The 19,574-nt window shown below is 67.2% G+C and carries 17 protein-coding genes; 5 read left to right on the top strand and 12 right to left on the bottom strand.

Going from position 1 to position 19,574, the window contains the following annotated elements; translation table 11 throughout:
• Positions 1-657: 657 nt before the first annotated feature.
• The 10 genes from FFS52_RS22210 to FFS52_RS22165 form a co-directional block, all read right to left on the bottom strand.
• Positions 658-1,587, bottom strand: coding sequence for an aminoglycoside phosphotransferase family protein (locus FFS52_RS22210; RefSeq protein WP_137810960.1), 930 nt, complete (start codon positions 1,585-1,587; stop codon positions 658-660).
• Positions 1,584-2,288 (bottom strand): response regulator, encoded by a 705-nt coding sequence (locus FFS52_RS22205; protein WP_137810959.1) that lies wholly within the window; start codon positions 2,286-2,288, stop codon positions 1,584-1,586. The genes FFS52_RS22210 and FFS52_RS22205 overlap by 4 nt, the downstream gene beginning before the upstream one ends.
• Positions 2,285-4,834 (bottom strand): sensor histidine kinase KdpD, encoded by a 2,550-nt coding sequence (locus FFS52_RS22200; RefSeq protein WP_137810958.1) that lies wholly within the window; start codon positions 4,832-4,834, stop codon positions 2,285-2,287. The genes FFS52_RS22205 and FFS52_RS22200 overlap by 4 nt, the downstream gene beginning before the upstream one ends.
• A gap of 19 nt (positions 4,835-4,853) precedes the next feature.
• Positions 4,854-5,489: a potassium-transporting ATPase subunit C gene (locus FFS52_RS22195; protein ID WP_137810957.1), complete on the bottom strand. Its 636-nt coding sequence runs from the start codon at positions 5,487-5,489 to the stop codon at positions 4,854-4,856.
• A gap of 4 nt (positions 5,490-5,493) precedes the next feature.
• Positions 5,494-7,608, bottom strand: coding sequence for a potassium-transporting ATPase subunit KdpB (kdpB, locus tag FFS52_RS22190; RefSeq protein ID WP_249356589.1), 2,115 nt, complete (start codon positions 7,606-7,608; stop codon positions 5,494-5,496).
• A gap of 44 nt (positions 7,609-7,652) precedes the next feature.
• The gene (gene kdpA, locus FFS52_RS22185) at positions 7,653-9,458 is read right to left on the bottom strand and encodes a potassium-transporting ATPase subunit KdpA (protein ID WP_137810955.1); all 1,806 of its coding nucleotides are present in this window, start codon (positions 9,456-9,458) and stop codon (positions 7,653-7,655) included.
• Positions 9,459-9,462: 4 nt separating this feature from the next.
• Complete coding sequence (locus FFS52_RS22180) at positions 9,463-9,561, bottom strand: potassium-transporting ATPase subunit F (RefSeq protein WP_083229393.1); 99 nt, start codon at positions 9,559-9,561, stop codon at positions 9,463-9,465.
• A 241-nt stretch (positions 9,562-9,802) separates the two neighbouring features.
• Positions 9,803-10,198 carry a PPOX class F420-dependent oxidoreductase gene (locus FFS52_RS22175; protein ID WP_068971209.1) on the bottom strand — a complete coding sequence of 132 codons (396 nt, stop codon included), beginning with the start codon at positions 10,196-10,198 and terminating at the stop codon, positions 9,803-9,805.
• Positions 10,195-10,941 (bottom strand): Asp/Glu/hydantoin racemase, encoded by a 747-nt coding sequence (locus tag FFS52_RS22170; RefSeq protein WP_068971208.1) that lies wholly within the window; start codon positions 10,939-10,941, stop codon positions 10,195-10,197. The genes FFS52_RS22175 and FFS52_RS22170 overlap by 4 nt, the downstream gene beginning before the upstream one ends.
• A 29-nt stretch (positions 10,942-10,970) precedes the next feature.
• The gene (locus FFS52_RS22165) at positions 10,971-11,576 is read right to left on the bottom strand and encodes a DNA-3-methyladenine glycosylase I (RefSeq protein WP_137810954.1); all 606 of its coding nucleotides are present in this window, start codon (positions 11,574-11,576) and stop codon (positions 10,971-10,973) included.
• 255 nt (positions 11,577-11,831) lie between these two features.
• On the opposite strand from FFS52_RS22165, the gene sigK reads away from it, so the two are divergent.
• On the top strand, positions 11,832-12,386 hold the full coding sequence (sigK, locus tag FFS52_RS22160) for an ECF RNA polymerase sigma factor SigK (RefSeq protein ID WP_058249824.1): 555 nt from the start codon (positions 11,832-11,834) through the stop codon (positions 12,384-12,386).
• Positions 12,387-12,714: 328 nt separating this feature from the next.
• Complete coding sequence (locus tag FFS52_RS22155) at positions 12,715-14,952, top strand: NADP-dependent isocitrate dehydrogenase (RefSeq protein WP_137810953.1); 2,238 nt, start codon at positions 12,715-12,717, stop codon at positions 14,950-14,952.
• Between the two features lie 326 nt (positions 14,953-15,278).
• On the opposite strand, the gene FFS52_RS22150 is transcribed toward FFS52_RS22155, so the two are convergent.
• The gene (locus FFS52_RS22150) at positions 15,279-16,232 is read right to left on the bottom strand and encodes an adenylate/guanylate cyclase domain-containing protein (RefSeq protein WP_137810952.1); all 954 of its coding nucleotides are present in this window, start codon (positions 16,230-16,232) and stop codon (positions 15,279-15,281) included.
• 131 nt (positions 16,233-16,363) lie between these two features.
• On the opposite strand from FFS52_RS22150, the gene FFS52_RS22145 reads away from it, so the two are divergent.
• The 3 genes from FFS52_RS22145 to FFS52_RS22135 all read left to right on the top strand — a co-directional run bounded on the left by FFS52_RS22145 (position 16,364) and on the right by FFS52_RS22135 (position 18,472).
• A complete protein-coding gene (locus FFS52_RS22145; RefSeq protein WP_212743651.1) occupies positions 16,364-16,915 on the top strand; it encodes a hypothetical protein in 552 nt (183 codons plus the stop codon).
• 388 nt (positions 16,916-17,303) lie between these two features.
• Positions 17,304-17,972 (top strand): hypothetical protein, encoded by a 669-nt coding sequence (locus tag FFS52_RS22140; protein WP_137810951.1) that lies wholly within the window; start codon positions 17,304-17,306, stop codon positions 17,970-17,972.
• Positions 17,969-18,472, top strand: a complete 504-nt coding sequence (locus FFS52_RS22135; protein ID WP_137810950.1) for a hypothetical protein — start codon at positions 17,969-17,971, stop codon at positions 18,470-18,472. Before FFS52_RS22140 ends, FFS52_RS22135 begins: the two co-directional genes overlap by 4 nt.
• Before the next feature lie 29 nt (positions 18,473-18,501).
• On the opposite strand, the gene FFS52_RS22130 is transcribed toward FFS52_RS22135, so the two are convergent.
• Positions 18,502-19,269 (bottom strand): MFS transporter, encoded by a 768-nt coding sequence (locus FFS52_RS22130; protein ID WP_137810949.1) that lies wholly within the window; start codon positions 19,267-19,269, stop codon positions 18,502-18,504.
• Positions 19,270-19,574: the final 305 nt, after the last annotated feature.

The following is a 19,574-nucleotide window of genomic DNA, read 5'->3' as shown; positions in this document are numbered from 1 at the left end:
CCGTCGCGAAAGCGGTGATCGACTGAATTGTCGACCGTGTTGCCGAATCTCGTTTACAGCGCGTCGAGGTCGAGCAGCCCTCCCCCCGCTAATTGAGCCGGCCCCGAGCGGAGCGAGGCGCCGTGTCGAAACCACTCACCCTCGTCAGAGTGTGTCCCCCACCCGCTGGTCGAGGGGCGTCCCCACTCGCTGGTTGAGGGATGTCCCCACTCGCTGGTTGAGGGATGTCCCCACCCGCTGGTTGAGGGGTGTCCCTACCCGCTGGTGTCCCCACCCGCTGGTTGAGCCGGCCCCGAGCGAAGCGAGGCGCCGAGTCGAAACCACCTGGTAACCAGACAAACCCATATGGATCTCGGCCCTTATTCGACCAACCCGAAAGCGCCGCACATGTGTACGTCGAGTCGATGTCGTCGCGGAGGCGTAGCCAGGCGTGCTGGCGTGTCACGCCGGCAAGCCGAAATCCAGAGACAGTCCGGAATGACGCCGGCCTGATTGTCGGCAGTTGAGTTTGTCGGGTCGCCAGGTGGTTTCGACACGGCGACTCGCCTAGCGGCTCGTTGCCGGCTCAACCAGCGGGGGGTACCGGCTCAACCAGCGGGGGGAGGGCTGCTCGACCTCGACGCGCTGTAAACGAGATTCGGCAACACGGTCGACAATTCAGTCGATCACCGCTTTCGCGACGGTGATGCAGGTGGTGATCCACTCTCGGTCGGCCGGTCGGAGCGGGCGCGACGCGCGGTCGGCGTCCTCGATCGCCCAGTGCGCGTTGAGGATCATCCGGACGATGACCCAGTCGCGGGCCCGGTCCGGATCGAGGTCCGCCGCATCGGTGATGGTGTAGAAGCGGCGGCGGATGTCGTACCGGACGTCGGATACGCGCGGGCCGAGGCGATTCCACAGCATGGGGGCGAGTTCGTAGTGCGCATCCCCCGACATCGGGCTGGGGTCGATGGCGACCCATCGGCCGTCGCCATCGGCGAGGACGTTCTCGTGGTGCAGGTCGCCGTGCACGATGACACCCACCGTGGCCGTGTCGGCCAGGAAGTCCCGGCCGACCGACAGCGCCTGCTCGACGAACCGGCGCGGAACCGGCGCGTCCCGCGGGATGCCGGCCAGGTTGTCCAGCCAGCGCTCGAGATGTGTGGTGAGGAGCGCCAGCCGCCCCGGCGCAGGGATGTGCAACCGGCCGTAGAGACCGGCGACCACCCGGCATGCTTCGTCATCGTCGACGGTCGTCAGATCGCGTCGCGTCAGTCGTTCGAGGAGGATCGCGCGTCGACGCGGATCGGCGCGCAACATGCGTACCGCCCCGCGACCGTGCCAATGTTGCAGTCCCAGTGCCTCTTGCGCACCTTCGTCGTCACCGTCGAACGCCACCTTGAGGACCGCCCGCGCACCCTGCCGATCGAGCACGGGAACGACGAGTGACTCGAACCCGTGCCACAGCTCGTCACCGTCACGACGCAATCCCCACTCGTCCAGGAGCGCCGAGACCGCGCCCGGTAGACACGACAGCCAGTCCACCCACAGCGGACCGAGCGCGGCCTGCTCCGACAGACCAACCGGGATCTCCGACGCCGTGATCACGGTGCGCCACGGACGAACCGGTAGCCCATTCCGGCCTCGGTCAGGAGGTGCCGCGGGTGCGCCGGGTCCTCCTCGAGTTTGCGTCGAAGACTCGCCAGGTAGACGCGCAGGTAGTTGCTCTGCCCCAGGTACCCCGGGCCCCACACCGTGGTCAGGATGTCACTCTGCGACACCAGTTTTCCCTCGTGACGCACCAGCATCTCCAGGATGCCCCACTCGGTCGGCGTCAGGTGGACCGGAACCTCCCCGCGCGTCACCTGTTTGGCGGCCAGATCCACGACGAAGGCACCCGCGTCCACGACCGGTGCTTCCGACGTCGCGTTCGATACGGCTCCGCGCCGTAGCGCGGCTCGCAGCCGGGCCAGGAACTCCTCCATGCCAAAAGGTTTGGTGACGTAGTCGTCGGCCCCCGAGTCCAGCGCGACGACCTTGTCGGCAGCGTCGGTGCGCGCCGACAGGACGATGACGGGCACCGTCGTCCATCCGCGCAGTCCCTCGAGAACCGTCAGACCGTCGATGTCGGGCAGGCCGAGATCGAGCACCACGACGTGCGGGTTCTCCCGCGCGGCCGCTGTCAGCGCGGCGGCCCCGGTGGCCGCGGTCGTCACCGCGAAGCCACGCGCGTTGAGGTTGATCCGTAAGGCTCGCAATAACTGCGGTTCGTCGTCGACGACCAGGACCCGCGTCTTCTCGGCGCTCATCGAGTCGGCCCTTCGGTCTCGGCGTGCGTATCCTCGTCGGTCGCGGGCAGGTCGACGACCATGGTGGCGCCACCGCCCGGCGTGTCCTCGACGCTCAGCACGCCCCCGATTGCCGTGACGAATCCCCGCGCCACCGACAGCCCCAGGCCCACCCCCGACGACGCGCCGCTGGTGTCGCCATTCTGATGGAAGGGTACGAAGATCTGGTCTCGATCCACCATCGGGAGACCGGTTCCGTGGTCAACGACCCGGATAACGCATCGCGGCGGGTCGGAGGGGGTCAACCGGGCGGTGATCTCGACCTGCCCGCCGCCGTGTCGGCGCGCGTTGTCGATGAGGTTCGCCAGCGCACGCTCCAGTAGTCCGGGATCGGTATACGCCCAAGCATGTTCGAGATCGAAGACCGGGCCCGGTTGCCGGTCGGGTCGCCCCGCCGTCACCGCGGCGCGATGCACGACCTCGGGGAGGAAGGTCCGCTGCCGCTGCGGCCGGACCGCCCCTGCCGCGAGCCGCGAGGAGTCCAGCAGGTTCCCCACCAGCGAGGTGAGGTGGTCGACCGACTCGTCGACGGTCGCCAGCAGTTCCGCGGTGTCCTCGTCGCTGAAGGTGACGTCGTCACTGCGCAGGCTCGACACCGCCGCCTTCGCCGCGGCCAACGGCGTCCGCAGGTCGTGTCCGACCGCCGACAGTAGGGCCCGCCGTAGCTCGTCGGTGCGCGCGAGCGCATCGGCCGTCGCCGCCTCGGCTTCGAGGGCGTGACGCTGCACGGCGCCCGCCGCCTGCCCGGCCACGGCCGACAGGACGCGACGATCCCGCGCCCCGAGCTTCGGCCCGCGCAGGAGCAGTTCGAACTCGTCACCCGGCACGACGCAGACGGTGTCGGCGTCCTCCGGGGTCGTCGGCGGTGAGTCGCCCACCGCGGCCTCGACCGTCCGGCCGGCCCGCGAGGTCCGCCGTACCACCGACACGGCCGACTGATCGTAGGTCTCCCGGAACCGATCCAGCAGGACCGGGACGTCGGCACCGCCGAGCACGACGCTGGAGAACAGCGCCAGCAGTTCGGCCTCGCGGGCGGCGTCCTGCGCCTGAGCACGTCGAACTGTCGCCGAATCCACCAGCGCGGCAACCGCGACCGCGATCAACAACATCACCAGGATGGTGATCAGATTGTCGGGCTGGCTGATCGTGAACGTGAATCTCGGATCGGTGAAGAAGTAGTTCAGGAGCAGCCCCGAGATGACCGCCGACAACGCGGCCGGCAGGATGCCGCCGAGCATCGACACCGCCAGAACCGCAACGAAGTACAGCGCAGATTGGCTGGCGAAGCCGAGCCACGGGTCGAGCAGCTGGAGCACCCCGGTGACGGCGGCCGGGACCAGCACCGCGAAGACCCAGCTCAGCGGCCGGTGGAAGCGGGTGTCCCGGATGTCTAGTCGGGACCGCCGGGTCGTCTCGTCGTGGGTCACCATGTGCACGTCGATGCGGCCGCTCTCGCTCACCACGGCGGCGCCGACGCCTTCGTCGAAGATCCGCTGCCATCGCGGTCGGCGCGAGGTGCCGAGTACGAGCTGGGTGGCGTTGACGCCACGTGCGAAGTCCAGCAGCGTGTCCGGGATGTCGTCGCCGACGACGGTGTGGATTCGCGCCCCGAATCCCGTCGCGAGTTCCTTGAGCGCGGCGAGGTCCACGCCCGCACCGGTCAGCCCGTCGCCCCTGACCACATGGACGGCCAACAGTTCGGCGCTCGACCGCGATGCGATCCGGCTCGCGCGTCGGAGCAGGGTCGGCGATTCGGCACCACCGGTGACGGCCACCACGACCCGTTCACGCGCTTCCCAGGTCTCGGTGATGGAGTGCGCCGCACGATAATCCGCAAGCTTGTCGTCGACCTGGTCGGCGAGCCACAACAGCGCGAGCTCGCGCAGCGCGGTGAGGTTGCCCTGCCGGAAGTAGTTGGCCAGGGCACCGTCGACCCGCCCGTTCGGATAGACCTTGCCCGCGGACAGGCGCTGGCGCAACGCTTGCGGATCGATGTCGACGAGTTCGATCTCGTCGGCACCGCGCACGATGTCGTCGGGCACGGTCTCCCGTTGCACCACTCCGGTGATCTGGGCGACGACGTCGTTCAGACTCTCCAGATGCTGGATGTTGATCGTCGAGTAGACGTCGATCCCGGCGGCGAGCAACTCCTCGATGTCCTCCCACCGCTTGCGGTTTCGGAGCCCGGGGACATTCGTGTGTGCGAGCTCGTCGACCAGCACCACCTGCGGCCGGCGAGCCAGCACCGCCTCGAGATCCATGTCCTCCAGCGGTGTCCCGCGGTAGGGCCGTCTGGTGCGCGGGACGACCTCCACACCTTCCGCGAGAGCGGCAGTCGCGACCCGACCGTGGGATTCGACGACCCCGATCACGACGTCCGTGCCCTCGTCGACAAGGGTTCTGGCCTGCGCGAGCATCTCGTAGGTCTTGCCGACGCCGGGCGCACAACCGAGGAACACCCGCAGTTTGCCGCGACCATCGTGGTGCCCGGTCGCCGCTGACGTCATCGGCCGAGTCTAACCGCGCTCACGGGGCGCGACAGCCGGGCGGCGCGTGCCCCAGCGCGAGGTTCACCTCGAGGACGTTCACGCGGGGCTCACCGAGGAATCCGAACTGTCTGCCCTCGGTGTGCGCGTCGATGACCGCCTCGATCTCCGCGGGTGACCGACGGTTCTCGCGCGCCAGCCGGGCGACCTGTAGCGAGGCATAGGCGGGACTGATGTGCGGGTCGAGTCCCGACCCCGACCCGGTCACCGCGTCGGTGGGCACCTGCGCGGGTGGCACTCCCGCCCGTGCGGCGATCAGCGCACGACGCGCGGTGACGTTGGTCAGCAGGAGCTCGCTGTTGGGCCCCTGATTGGTGGCCGCGGACGCTGCCGGGTCACCGGTCGCCATCGGCTCACCCGGTGCGCCCACGACCCGGGCGTGCAGGTATGGATCGGGCGCACCCGCTTCGACCTGCGGATCGACGCCGATCAGCGTCGACCCGGCCGCACATCCCGCGGCGTCGAACACCTGCGAACCTTCCGCGCCGGTGGTGTTCACCCGCGAGATCGCCCACACGGCAGCGGGATAGACGAGACCGAGGATGATCGTGAGACCGAGGATCATACCCGCGGCGGCGACGCATTGCCGGACGAAGCCGGACCAGACTGTGTTCATGACGTCATCCCATTCCCGGAAGAAGACGAACGAGGAGATCGATCAGCCAGATACCGACGAACGGCGTGACCACCCCACCGATTCCGTAGACGAGTAGGTTGCGGCCCAACAACTTCGACGCCGAGTCCGGCCGGTAGCGCACGCCGCGCAACGACAGCGGGATGAGCGCCACGATGATCAGAGCGTTGAAGATCACCGCGGACACGATCGCCGACTGCGCCGAATGCAGGCCCATGATGTTCAGGGCGTCGAGTTGTGGATAGACGGTGGTGAACATCGCGGGCAGGATCGCGAAGTACTTCGCGAGGTCGTTGGCGAGCGAGAACGTCGTCAGGGCACCTCGGGTGATCAGCAACTGCTTGCCGATGCCGACGACCTCGATGAGTTTCGTCGGGTCGGAGTCGAGATCCACCATGTTGCCGGCTTCCTTGGCCGCCGAGGTCCCGGTGTTCATCGCGAGGCCCACGTCGGCCTGCGCCAGTGCGGGTGCGTCGTTGGTGCCGTCGCCGGTCATCGCGACCAGACGCCCGGCGGCCTGCTCCGAGCGGATGAGATCCAGCTTCTGCTCGGGTGTGGCCTCGGCGACGAAGTCGTCGACACCGGCCTCGGTCGCGATGGCCCGGGCGGTGAGCGGGTTGTCGCCGGTGACCATCACGGTGCGGATGCCCATCGCGCGGAGCTGCGCGAACCGCGCTGTCATGCCGGGCTTCACCACATCGGACAGCGCGATCACGCCCATGACCCGGGCCGGTTGCCCGTGGGCACGGACGCCGACCACCAGGGGTGTGCCACCCGCCGACGAGATCCGTTCCACGTCGGCGGCGACCGTGTCGTCGACAACGCCATTCCCGGCCGTGACCCACCGGGTGACCGCATCGGCGGCGCCCTTGCGGTATTCGACCGTGGCCCCGCCATTTGTCACACCATCGGCCCGGGAGTCCACACCACTCATCCGGGTCTGCGCGGTGAACGGGATGATCGTGTCGCTGACCGGACGGTCTGCGCCCGTCTCCGCGTCGGCGGCCACCCCGTATGCGGTCCGGCAGAGTTCGACGATGCTGCGTCCCTCGGGGGTGTCGTCGGCGAGACTGCAGCGGTGGGCGATTCGTGCCAGTTCGTCGACGGACACCCCGGGGGCCGCGTACAGATCGGTGGCGCGCCGGTTGCCGTAGGTGATGGTCCCGGTTTTGTCCATCAGGAGTGTGTCGATGTCGCCGGCCGCCTCGACCGCGCGCCCCGACATGGCCAGGACGTTGCGCTGCACCAGCCGATCCATGCCGGCGATGCCGATCGAGCTGAGCAGGGCGCCGATGGTCGTCGGTATGAGGCACACCAGCAGCGCGATCAGTTTCACCGGGTCGGGGGACTGCCCGGCGTACTCCTGCATCGGCGAGACAGCGACGACCGCGAGGAGGAAGATCACCGTCAGGCTCGTCAGCAGGATGTCAAGCGCGATCTCGTTGGGGGTCTTCGTCCGCGCGGCGCCCTCGACGAGCGCGATCATCCGGTCGACGAAGGTCTCCCCCGGCGCCGTGGTGATCCGGACGACGATGCGGTCGGAGAGCACCACGGTTCCGCCGGTGACCGCCGAGCGATCGCCACCGGATTCGCGGACGACCGGCGCCGACTCGCCGGTGATCGCCGACTCGTCCACGGTGGCGATCCCGTCGACGACGTCGCCGTCACCGGCGATGACCTCGCCCGCCTCGACCACGACGAGGTCGCCGATCCGCAGGTCGCTGCCGGCGACCTCCTCGGTCGCCCCGACCCCGGTGACGTCGTCGTCGGCGCGGAGCCGACGAGCGACCGTGTCCCGCTTCACCTTTCGCAGACTGTCGGCCTGCGCCCGGCCACGTCCCTCGGCGACGGCTTCGGCGAGGTTGGCGAACAGGACGGTGAACCACAGCCAGGCGGCGACGGTCCAGCTGAACCAGGATGGCCGCAGCATCGCGAGCAGGGTGGTGACTACGGCTCCGAGGAACACGACGAACATCACCGGGTTCCGGGCCTGATCGCGCGGGCTGAGCTTCCGCAGTGCCAGCGGCATCGACGTCACCAGCGAACGCACGTCGAAGGCGCCGCGCGACACCAGCGTCGGCTCGGCGTCGATGGGATCCACGACGCTCGTCTTGTCAGGATCGTCGGAGGTGACGAGTTGTGTGGTCACAGCAGTGCCTCGGCAATCGGTCCCAGCGCCATGGCCGGGAAGAAGGTGAGACCGGCGACGAGCACAATGGTCGCGGTCAGAAGGAATCCGAACAGGAGTCCGGAGGTGGGCAGGGTCGAACGCGTCTCCGCCGCAACGTCATCGGTGGCGGTGTCGGCAGGGACGGTGAGAACCGCGGTCGACGCGCCGCCGACTCGGTCCCCGGTGGCGGCCGACGGTCGCGCGGGGTCCCCGGACCGGGCGTCACCACCGCGCGGCGTCTGCCGGGCGAGCAGCCCGGCCAGCGCGAGCACCAGCACGATGGGCAGGAAACGGCCCACGAGCATGGCCATGCCGAGCGAGGCCTGGAACCAGTCACCGGTCACCGTGAGCCCGCCGAACGCACTGCCGTTGTTGTTCGCCGCCGACGCGTACGCGTACAGGACTTCGCTGAACCCGTGGATCGAGCCCGGAGTGCCCGGCTCTCCGCTGTTGCCCTGCGCCTGCGTCGTCGATCCCAGGATCATGGAGATCCCGGTGCCGATCAACACGAGCGCCGGCATCACCAGCACGTACAGCGCGGCCATCGTGATCTCGTGCTGTCCGATGCGTTTACCGAGAAAGGTGGGCGAGCGCCCGACGAGCAGACCACCGATGAAGACGGTGATCATCGCCATCACGAGGATGCCGTACAGACCCGATCCCACACCGCCGGGTGCGACCTCACCGAGCAGCATGTTCCACAGGACGGCGCCGCCGCCGACCGCCGAGAAACTGTCGTGCGCGGAGTTCACCGCGCCGGTCGACGTGCCGGTCGTCGACACCGCGAACAGCGCCGATCCGGGGATGCCGAACCGGACCTCCTTGCCTTCCATCATCGCCCCGGCGGCCGCGGAAGCGCTTCCGGCGGTGCGGCTCTCGAAGATCCACACGAGCGTGAGCATCAGCGACCAGATCGCGGCCATCACGCCGAGCAGCGTCAGTCCCTGCCGGCGGTCGCCGACCATCCTTCCGTAGGTGCGCGTCAGGCAGACCGGGATCAACAGGAGTGCGGCGATCTCCAGCAGGTTCGACACCGGCGTCGGGTTGGAGAACGGGTGTGCCGAGTTCGCCGACAGTGTCCCGCCGCCGTTGGTGCCGAGTTCCTTGATGGCCTCCTGCGAGGCGAACGGGCCGAGCATGCTCCGCGCGTCGGCACCGTCGAGGGTCGTCCAGCCGAACCCGGTGTGCCAGGACTGCACCAGCCCCTGGGTGATCAGCAGTGTCGCGAGGACGAGGCTGAGCGGCAACAGGATTCGGATCGAACCGCGCACGAGGTCCACCCAGAAATTGCCGATCTCGCCGGTCCCGCGACGGTTCACGATCCCGCGGATCACCGCGATCGCGACCGCCATGCCCACCGCGGCGGAGACGAAGTTCTGGACGGCGAACCCGAGCATCTGTGTCAGGTTGCTCATCACCACCTCCGGCGAGAAGGACTGCCAGTTGGTGTTGCTGACGAACGAGATCGCGGTGTTGAACGCCATCGCCGGGGACACGCCGGCCTTGCCGTCCGACCACGGCAGGACCCCCTGGAGACGCTGCAGGAGGTAGACGACGAGGAACGAGATCAGCGAAAAGGCCAGCACCGCAAGGGCGTAACCCACCCAGGTCTGCTGGCGGCGGGGGTCCACCCGCGCCATGCGGTAGAGGACGCGCTCGACGAGAAGGTCCTTCTCACCGGTGTAGACGCGTGCCATGTTATCGCCCAGGGGGACGTAGGCGAGGGCGAGGATGACGACCAGCGCGGCCACCTGCAGCAGTCCCGCAACAGTTGTGTTCACGCCGTCAGAACCTCTCCGGGAACACCAGCGCGACGAGCAGGAACACCACGGTCGCGGCGGCGAGGGCCAGCAGCACGACGTTGGTCACCCCGTCCGCGGTCACGATCTGGTCCGCACATCGAGGGCCCGCACCGCCAGCACACACAGGACGAACCCCGCGAGGGCCGGCAGCACGTACACGAGATCCGCCACGCAGTCACTCTCCGATCACATCGACGTCCACCACTCGGTGGCCACGTCGAAGGATCACGCAGCCCGACGGGCCGCGAAAGAGCTCTTAACGCATTCCATACGCGGTTCGCGTCATTGTTGACGCCGCGTTGACATCCGCGCGCTTCTGACCTTTACGCCGTAGGCGTGATGACGATCCCCACGCTGCCGTGGTCGCCCCGGCGGAGCTTGCTGCCGAGCATGGTGATCTTGCCGAGGAGTCCGTACTTGTCGGCGATCGCCTTCTTGACGCGGCCGCTGTCCGCGGCGTCGAGCACCTCGGCGGTACCGCTGACCGGTGCGCCGAAAGTCTTGTGGCCCCGGACGTCACAGGCCTGCACGACGACGCGCGGATCGCGTCGCAGACGCTTGACCTTCCACGAATCCGCGACGGTCCACATGACGAGCTGGTCGCCGTCGAGCGCCGCCCACAGCGGCGAGGTCACCGCAGTGCCGTCCTTGCGGTAGGTCGTCAGATTCACGTACTTGGCGGTGCCTGCTTCGCCGAATGTCGCCGCGCTCGAGGTCATGCGGCAATGCTACGGGCAAACAGTGTCTGCGCATGGCCGTCCGACGAGCCGGCGGGCCCGTTGATCTCACCGAGAACCCCGGCGTCGCACAGGGTCGCCCAGGCGGTGACCTGGTTCGCCGACAGGACGGGCTTGCCGAGTTCGGCTTCGAGCCCGGCGAGGATGTCGTAGGTCCACAGGTTGGTGCAGGACACGAAGATCGCGTCGGCGTCGGGGTGGTCCGCGGCGCGGATGAGGTCCGCGGTCACGTGGTACGGAATGGTCCAGATCTCGGAGTTCCGGCCGAGTCCCGCCTGGGCGACGACGCTCCGGCCGGACTCGGCGAGGAAATCGCACAGCAGGCCGGTGAGGGACGCGGTGTACGGCGTGGCGACCGAGAGCGTACCGACGTTCAGCGCATCGAGGGCGCGGATCAGGGCCTCGGACGTCGTCACCGCCCGGTCGGCGCCGGCCGCGAGCATGCAGTTCGAGATCTCGAGCGCACCGGCCATCCCGTAAACGAAGCTGCCGGATGCGCAGGCGTAACCGAAGGCGCGCGGCCCGACCGACGAGACGGCCCGCACGGCGGCGGCGATCTCGGCGTGGTTGTTCAGGTCGCGGCACAGTTCCACGTCCACGGGCGCGTCGATGAAACCGGTGCGGGTGAAGTACAGCGACACCGAATCCGGCATCCACCGCCACAGCTCACGATCGAGAGCCATGTCGAACGGGCACACCATCCCGATGCCGATTTGGGCCGTCATGCAGGGATGATGGCACATTGTCGGATTGTCTACAATTTGTGCGGGCTCGCCTTGCGCAGCGCCGCTTCCACGTCCTCGCGGATCACGCAGCCGTAGGCGTGGTCGTTGACCATTCCCGTCGCCTGCATGAGGGCGAACATCGTCGTCGGACCCACGAACCGCCAGCCGCGCTTCTTCAGGTCCTTCGACAGAGCGAGCGACTCGGGCGAGGTCGTCATCGAACCCGGCACGTGGTCCCCGGCGGGGGCATATCGCCAGAAATAGGACTCCAGCGACCCCTGCTCGTCGATCAGTTCGACGGCCCTGCGCGCATTGTTGATCGATGCCTCGATCTTGCCGCGGTGTCGGATGATGCCGGCGTCGGCGAGCAGCCTGGCGACGTCGGCGTCGGTAAAGCGTGCCACTCGCTCGATGTCGAACCCCGCGAACGCGGCCCGGAAGTTCTCCCGCTTGATCAGAATCGTCCGCCAGCTCAGCCCGGACTGGAAACCCTCGAGGCAGACACGCTCGAACAGCGCCGTGTCACTGGCGATCGGGAATCCCCACTCCGTGTCGTGGTAGGTCGTCTCCGGCTCACGCGCCGCCCACAGGCAACGCGCTCGACCGTCGGCGATCGTTATGGTGTCGTCAGGCATGCACGCCCCTCTCGTCGCGAGGAGGCTACTCCGCGACACCGACATCCCAGCTCATCGGCGGTTCGGGGGGTACGAGCGCCGCCGTTATCTCCCCGTTACCAAGTATTGCGAAAGCGTCCCGTTGTGTGTCGCGATGATCACTTTGCGCAGCGCGGGGCCTAGCGTTGGACACATCGCAACTCGGCCACCCGGCGCAGTGCCGCCCGACGTGAGCCCCGAGAGCGGGACAATCCATCTGCGGCAAGGAGCTTCGTGATGAAAGACACCGAACTGAGCACTCTCCTCGCCCGGGTGGCCACCGGCGACATGGACGCGTTCGCGCAGTTCTACGACGCGACGTGTGACCGGGTCTACGGCATGACGCTTCGGGTCCTCCGCGATCCGGGCTACAGCGAGGAGGCCACCCAGGAGACGTTCCTGGCGGTCTGGCGCAATGCCGACGCCTACGATCCCGCGTCCGGCTCCGCACTGTCGTGGATTCTCACTCTCGCGCATCGTCGCGCGGTCGATCGCGTGCGCTCCGAGTCGGCGGCGACCCGCCGGACCGTCGCCTACGGCATCGCCGACACCGGTCGCGAGGTCGACGAAGTCAGCGAATCGGTGGAGCGACGCGAGATCGCCCGCCTGATCCACACCGGCCTGGAAACCCTCACCCCGCTGCAGCGCCAGGCGATCGAGCTCGCCTACTTCCATGGGCTCACCTACCGCGAGGTCGCCGAGCATCTCGACGTCGCCCTGCCGACCGTCAAGTCCCGCATCCGGGACGGCCTGATCAGACTCCGGCAGACCGTGCCGGTTCGCGTCGCCTGACACCACCCGCGCCAAGCCCCACCGTCCCGACCGACCCCGCTCGACGGCGATCACCCGCCAACCGAGTGGGGTCGACTCATGTCGGCACCCTGGACGAACCGGTTGTGGCGTCGACCACACAAATTTCGGGACGCAGGCCAGGTCACAGCCGTTACCACCTGGCGTTCGACGCGAATCCACCGACCACGTCTCCCGCCGCCCGGCCCGGACAGGCAAAATCATGGGTGGATGTCACGCGAGCCCATCCCCGTCGTGATATCGGTAAAACCGGACCCACAAGGCCGCACACACAAACGCGTCGACCAAGACAGAATCGAGAACACATCGCATGAGTGCCGAACAGCCGACCATCATCTATACGCTGACCGACGAGGCACCCATGCTCGCCACTCACGCGTTTCTGCCGGTCGTGCGCACGTTCGCCGGGGCGGCCGGGATCGCCGTCGAGACCAGCGACATCTCCGTCGCGGCTCGCATCCTCGCCGAGTTCTCCGACCTCCTGCCCGATGACCAGAAGGTCACCGACAACCTGGGCGAGCTCGGCAAGCTGACCCAGAAGTCCGACACCAACATCATCAAGCTCCCCAACATCTCCGCGTCGGTCCCCCAGCTGCTCGCCGCCATCAAGGAGCTCCAGGGCAAGGGTTACGACCTGCCCGACTTCCCGGGCAACCCGAAGACCGACGAGGAGCGCGCGATTCGCGACCGGTACACCAAGTGCCTCGGTAGCGCCGTGAACCCCGTTCTGCGCGAAGGCAACTCGGACCGTCGAGCACCGAAGGCGGTCAAGGAGTACGCCAAGAAGCACCCGCACAGCATGGGTGAGTGGTCGATGGCATCGCGCACCCACGTCGCCCACATGCGCGAAGGCGACTTCTACCACGGCGAGAAGTCGATGACCGTCTCCGGCGACCGCAAGGTCAAGATGGAGCTGATCACCGACTCCGGCGAGACCCTCGTGCTCAAGCCCGAGGTGTCGCTGACCGACGGTGACGTCATCGACAGCATGTTCATGAGCAAGAAGGCCCTGATCAAGTTCTACGAGGAACAGATCGACGACGCCTACAAGACCGGCGTGATGTTCTCGCTGCACGTCAAGGCCACCATGATGCGCGTCTCGCACCCCATCGTCTTCGGGCACGCGGTCAAGGTTTTCTACCGCGAAGCCTTCGAGAAGCACGGCGAACTCTTCGACGAGCTCGGCGTCAACGTCAACAACGGACTGTCGGATCTCTACAGCAAGATCGAGTCGCTGCCCAGCGCGCAGCGGGAGGAGATCATCGACGACCTGCACAAGTGCCACGAGCATCGCCCCGAGCTGGCGATGGTCGACTCGGCCCGCGGCATCACCAACTTTCACTCCCCCAGCGACGTCATCGTCGACGCCTCGATGCCGGCGATGATCCGCGCCGGCGGCAAGATGTACGGCGCCGACGGCCGGCTCAAGGACACCAAGGCCGTCAACCCGGAGTCGACCTTCTCCCGCATCTACCAGGAGATGATCAACTTCTGTAAGACCAACGGGCAGTTCGATCCCACGACGATGGGCACGGTGCCCAACGTCGGCCTGATGGCGCAGAAGGCCGAGGAGTACGGCTCGCACGACAAGACCTTCGAGGTCCCCGCGGGCGGCACCGCCAACATCACCGATCTGGAGACCGGCGAGGTGCTGCTCACCCAGACCGTCGAAGAGGGTGACATCTGGCGTCTGTGCATCGTCAAGGACGCGCCGATCCAGGACTGGATCAAGCTGGCCGTGAACCGGTGCCGCGATTCCGGGATGCCGGTGCTCTTCTGGCTCGACCCGTATCGCCCGCACGAGAACGAGCTGATCAAGAAGGTCCACAAGTACCTGCCGGATCACGACACCGAGGGCCTCGACATCCAGATCATGTCGCAGGTCCGTGCCATGCGGTACACCCTCGAGCGCGTCGTCCGCGGCCTCGACACCATCTCCGCGACCGGCAACATCCTGCGTGACTACCTGACCGACCTGTTCCCGATCCTGGAACTGGGCACCAGCGCCAAGATGCTGTCGATCGTCCCGCTGATGGCCGGCGGCGGACTCTACGAGACCGGCGCGGGCGGTTCGGCGCCGAAGCACGTCAAGCAGCTCATCGAGGAGAACCACCTCCGTTGGGATTCGCTCGGCGAGTTCCTCGCGCTCGCGGTGAGCCTGGAGGACGTGGGCAAGAAGTTCGACGACAAGCGCGCCGTTCTCCTCGCGAAGGCCCTCGACACCGCCACCGGCAAGCTGCTCGAGAACGACAAGGGACCGTCGCGCAAGACCGGCGAACTCGACAACCGCGGCAGCCAGTTCTACCTGGCGCTCTACTGGGCTCAGGAACTCGCCGCGCAGACCGAGGACGACGAGCTCGCGAAGCACTTCTCGTCGTTGGCCGAAACCCTCGCGGCCAACGAGGACAAGATCGTCGAGGAGTTGAACGCGGTACAAGGCGAGCAGGTCGACATCGGCGGCTACTACTACCCCGACTGGGACAAGACAGCCGCCGTCATGCGTCCGAGCACGACGTTCAACGAGGCACTCGCCGCCGCGCAGCGCTGACTGGAAGTCGGCGTGGGTCTCGAGTGAGACCCACGCCGACTCATCACACCCATTCGGACTGGATCAGACGCTGGCCCGAAATGTCCGTCGCGCCAACGACATTCGGGCCGCGGAGTAGTGCATGCGATCCACAACATCGTCGAGGTTTGGAACCCGCAGCCGGGGTTGCCCAGTCGTGCGGTGGTCACGGCCCGTCGTGCGCCCATCGTGCGTGTCGGCGGGCACAGGCAACGCGTCTATCGGCCCGTAAAGCTCGGCGCGGCCGCACGTAGTCCTCTCGATCTCTTCGGCGTACACACGCTGCTAGCAAACAGGTCGAGGATCGGTCAGTCGGAGTAGCGGGGCACGACGGCGAACACCTCGATGTCGCGCGGTACCCCCTTGGCGCGGAATCGCCGACGACGAGTGGCGTACCGATCGGCGCCGGCGGCCTCGACGGTCGCTCCGCTGGCCAACAGCTCACCGGCTCCCGCGGCTGCCGCGACCCGAGCGGCGACGTTCACATCGACACCGAGGAAGTCGTCACCGACCGCCCGCGGTTCGCCGGTGTGGAGACCGGCTCGCAGCTGTGGCCGGTAGTCCCCGACCGTCAGGGCACTCACGGCGACGATCACCTCGTGACCGGCCTCGATCGCCTCGACACCGTCGATGAACACGGCCATCGTCCCGTCGCCGAGATGTTTGACGATACGTCCGCCGCGGCTGCGCACGATGTTCTCGGTGACGCCGTTGACGTCGCGCAGGAGTTGGAGGACCTGGTCGTCTCCGGCATGCAGGGCCCACGTCGAGAATCCGACGAGATCGGTGAACAAGATGGTGGCGGGGACTGGGGTGCGACCGGATCGACGACGTCGTGTGGTCACCAACGCCTGCCACACCTGGATCGATGCGAGGCCGAGCTCTCGTATGGCACTGGGTTTCTCGGGCCGGGACTCGCTGATGAGGCGTGCCACGCGGTCGGATGCACGCGGCCCGGCGATCGGGCTCTCGTCGTGCGGGATCAGATCTCGTGCGGCGCGAGCCGCCTTGACGACCCCGGCGCTGGAGTCGGTGCGGGCCAGCAGGTCGGCCATCCGGCGCCCGGGTCCGGGACGGTCGGGATCGTCGCGTCGGACGGGAAGCCGGTCGCCCCGACGACGGGTCGACCCACCGGCCCTATCGTTCGCTGCGGAGGGCTCGTCCGGGCCGTCCGCGGCGGATGTCGCATGCTCGTCGGTCGGACCGGGATCCGGGAGACCGTCGCGGTCGCGGTCACGTGTCGAGTCGTCGGCTCCGGTCACGCCTCGAGTCTAGTGGCCCCGCTCATCGCGAAACCGACACCGCCGCGTCCTCGGTGACACCGTTCCGCAAACGCTGATGTAACGGCCTTTGTACCATCCGTAGTGCGTTCTGAGCAGGTAGCGTGCGGCCCATGAAGTTGGTGCGGGCGGCATGGGTGGCCTTGGGGGTGCTTGCCCTGGCGTTCGCGCTGTGGAACGCTTTCGAGCCTGCTGGGTGGTCGTCGATGTCGTGCGGCAAGATCGGCGAATTGGACGAGCCTGGCGTTCGCCCAGGCGCGACCTGCGATGACCCGGTGTGGTCGGCCTACGGCGTGTGGCCCCCTGTGACTCTCGGTGTCTTGCTCAGTGCCGCACCACTTGTCGCCGCGCTGGTGATGCGCTGGTGGGTGTCGTGGATCGCAATAGCGGCATTGGCGGGTTTGACCGTCTACGGGCTTGCGCATTGGACCGGCTTCTGGGGACTGCTGATGGTCGGCGGCGCCCCCATGACGATAGCCGCGATCGTGATCGCGGCATCCCACCTTGGCGTGACCGCGTACCGCGATCATGGCACGCCGGACATCGCCGACCGACCTAGTGGCAGCGCTACAGATGACAAGGGATGCGCTGCTACCGACCATCCTGTATCGCGGCCGGGAGCTGTGGAGCCTAGCTCAGGTGGCAGTCGCTGCACATGTAGATAGCTCCCTGGCGGCGTGGCTGCTCGATCAGAAACGGGAGTGGTACGACCTCGCTGCAGGCGGGCCGCTCGGCTGCGAACGGTACGCACGTTCCATTGTCTGCGGCATCCGCGACGGTACGCGTCAGGCGGGTAGACCTTGCTCGCCGCCGATACCGCGATGGACGACGCCGGGTGTGGGGACGTAGAGTTCATGCTCAGGTGCACTGGGACCCGCCGCCGTCGCGCTGCGGATCGCCTAACTCCCGGTGACTATGGTGATCACACCCCCGCCGTCGCTGACTGTTCGGATCGACGCGTTCGAGTACGGATGCTGTCGTACACCTCCCGCGGTCGGAGAGACAATCAACGGAACCCTTTCCGCCTACCCCACCCTGGCCGACCGATCACCGGTGAATGTGACCAGGTGGGACCGCGGCCGCGACCTCATAGCGTTCGATGGCGGTGTCGCGCAGTGGACTTCGACCGACGCCGGCCCGCTCGACCAACCGGTCGGGCTGTGGCTGTCCTGGCACTCCGGCGAGTCGCCCGGTGTCGAGGCCACCGGGACCGTCACGAGTGTCAGCCAGATCTACCTCGGCTCAGCCGCCGATCCCACGGCCGGTGAAACGCTCCAACCGGTCGAGCGGGTCGAGAGGTTTCCCGAAACCCTGCTCACCCCGGCGGGCGCATTCGACCCCGGCGGGGCCGTGGTGACTCTGACCGACCTCGTCCTGGTCGAACCCACCCCGCAACAGATCGCCGACTACCGAGCAGAACAGGCAATCGCCCGGCGCACAGTCAACATCACCGCACCCCCGGAGTTCTTCGGACCCACAGTTCCCGACCGCGGGGAACGGATCACCGTCGACCTCGACGACCCCACCGCACAGATCGCCAACCGGCCGCCCGGATCAGGCGGACTCGTCACCGGGGTCACGCGCCAGGTCAAGGAAGCGGTCTTCGACCGACGGATCGGCCCGGCCGGAATCATCGCCTTCCGGCGGGCACCAGCCGGTGCCTCCACGTCGGACATCACCAACGACATGTTCATCGTCCTGGTCCTCGACGAGTCGTCATGACCCAACTGTGGCTTCTCGAAGACCTCGAGCCGTTCCCCGACAGCCCCGAGCCTGGCGACGTCTTCGCACCCACCACATACTGGGTCGACGCAGCCGCCGGCATCATCGAGCACCAACCGGTACCCGTCTCGGTGTGCTCATACGTCCCAGCCACTGTTCGTCGCAGCGATGGGTCCGGCGACCAGATTGAATGGGTCGCCGAACTGGGCGGTGGATTCACCACCCTTTTGCGTGGCGACCACACACCCGGCCGCACCCTGCTACACGGCTGCCTGATGTGGGACCGATACCTCTGGCTCGACTACCGCACCAGTCCCAGCGGACACCTGCGCCTTCTAGACAGAGCCGGTCACCTCACCCAGCGTCGCCACCTCACACCGACACTGCACCCCGGATGGTTCGACGTACGTTACGTGGGTCCGCCGCATCACGCCCCGACCGGTGACATCCCGGATGAACACCATTCGCGCTTCAATACCTTGAAAGTCGACTTTGCATAACCAGTTTCGCCATGCGCCGCTGATCGCCGTCACATCGGCTGGTCCGAATTGCTGCTGCGCTGATCGGGCCCGCAGCTTGTCGCCATCACTACGGCGGTGACAATGAACAGGGCTGCATACATTCCACACGAGACACCTACAGCGGTCCGGGTTGTGGTGGCATCCGCGATGAGGGAGCCGATTCCGACCCCTAGAAGGGCGGAGAGTTCGAGGCCAGTCGACGCAACTGTGAGGGTGCGGGCGACCGTGGTGGACGTGCTACTCACCTGCAGCCAGCCGGTGACCGCGGCCAAAACCAACGTCCCGGAGAACGCTGACGCAAACTCGTAGAGGACAAGAAGCGGATACATGACCGACGTCCACTGCGACGCCGCGAACAGCGATAAGGCGCCGATGAAGCCGACACCAGCCGAGCCGAGGACAACGGCGCGGGCAGACAAAACAGTCAACGCCTTGCCGACCACCAGGCCACCGAGGATTCCGCCCATCGCACCGATCGCGAAGATGATGCCGACGACTTCGACCGGTACGCCGAGGACCCGGGTGATGTAGATGAGGACTGCCGGTGCGACAACGCTGTTGGCGATCGCGAATCCCCACAGGATCCATAGGGGCCGGAAGCGTAGCGCGGTCCTGGTGAGAGTGAGAAAGGATGCTGGAGCATCGACTTTTTCGGCCACGGCGACGGCGTCGCCGTGGTGGACATGCGATGATTCAGTCGTCGTATCCCACCGGCGGAGCGGCCAAAGTAAGACTGCTGACACAACATTCGCCGCGGCGTCGAACAACATGATCATGGGGGCCGGCACGAACTTGATCAGGGCCGGGGCCCCAGATTGGCCGACGATACCGGCCGCGCTCGACAAACGAGCTTGTCAAGATGTCTGTGTAAGAACGTGACTCCTGGGTTTCGTGTGGTTGCTGGTTGGGTCTAGTTGAGGTGGGGTTCGATGCGGTCGGGGTAGGCCAGGGCTAGTTGCCCGAGGGCCTTGAACCGCCCCGGGTCTGTCGGAGGCTCTCGAACCTGTGAAGGATGGAGAGCATGGCAGCACCACGCAAGTACAGTGAGGAACTCAAGGACCGGGCCACCCGGATGGCATGT

The sequence above is a fragment of the Gordonia sp. ALPHA1B1 genome (assembly GCF_005502615.1).
GTDB classification, from domain to species: domain Bacteria; phylum Actinomycetota; class Actinomycetes; order Mycobacteriales; family Mycobacteriaceae; genus Gordonia; species Gordonia hongkongensis.
The sequence above is the reverse complement of the archived record's forward strand: the minus strand, read 5'-3'. Positions and strand labels throughout refer to the sequence as shown.

Excerpts from the sequence above, each read along its gene's own strand:
- FFS52_RS22205 (WP_137810959.1), bottom strand. The coding sequence starts at position 2,288 with ATGAGCGCCGAGAAGACGCGGGTCCTGGTCGTCGACGACGAACCGCAG.
- FFS52_RS22200 (WP_137810958.1), bottom strand. The coding sequence starts at position 4,834 with ATGACGTCAGCGGCGACCGGGCACCACGATGGTCGCGGCAAACTGCGG.
- FFS52_RS22195 (WP_137810957.1), bottom strand. The coding sequence starts at position 5,489 with ATGAACACAGTCTGGTCCGGCTTCGTCCGGCAATGCGTCGCCGCCGCG.
- FFS52_RS22175 (WP_068971209.1), bottom strand. The coding sequence starts at position 10,198 with ATGACCTCGAGCGCGGCGACATTCGGCGAAGCAGGCACCGCCAAGTAC.
- FFS52_RS22170 (WP_068971208.1), bottom strand. The coding sequence starts at position 10,941 with ATGACGGCCCAAATCGGCATCGGGATGGTGTGCCCGTTCGACATGGCT.
- FFS52_RS22165 (WP_137810954.1), bottom strand. The coding sequence starts at position 11,576 with ATGCCTGACGACACCATAACGATCGCCGACGGTCGAGCGCGTTGCCTG.
- sigK (WP_058249824.1), top strand. The coding sequence starts at position 11,832 with ATGAAAGACACCGAACTGAGCACTCTCCTCGCCCGGGTGGCCACCGGC.
- FFS52_RS22155 (WP_137810953.1), top strand. The coding sequence starts at position 12,715 with ATGAGTGCCGAACAGCCGACCATCATCTATACGCTGACCGACGAGGCA.
- FFS52_RS22145 (WP_212743651.1), top strand. The coding sequence starts at position 16,364 with ATGAAGTTGGTGCGGGCGGCATGGGTGGCCTTGGGGGTGCTTGCCCTG.
- FFS52_RS22135 (WP_137810950.1), top strand. The coding sequence starts at position 17,969 with ATGACCCAACTGTGGCTTCTCGAAGACCTCGAGCCGTTCCCCGACAGC.
- FFS52_RS22130 (WP_137810949.1), bottom strand. The coding sequence starts at position 19,269 with ATGATCATGTTGTTCGACGCCGCGGCGAATGTTGTGTCAGCAGTCTTA.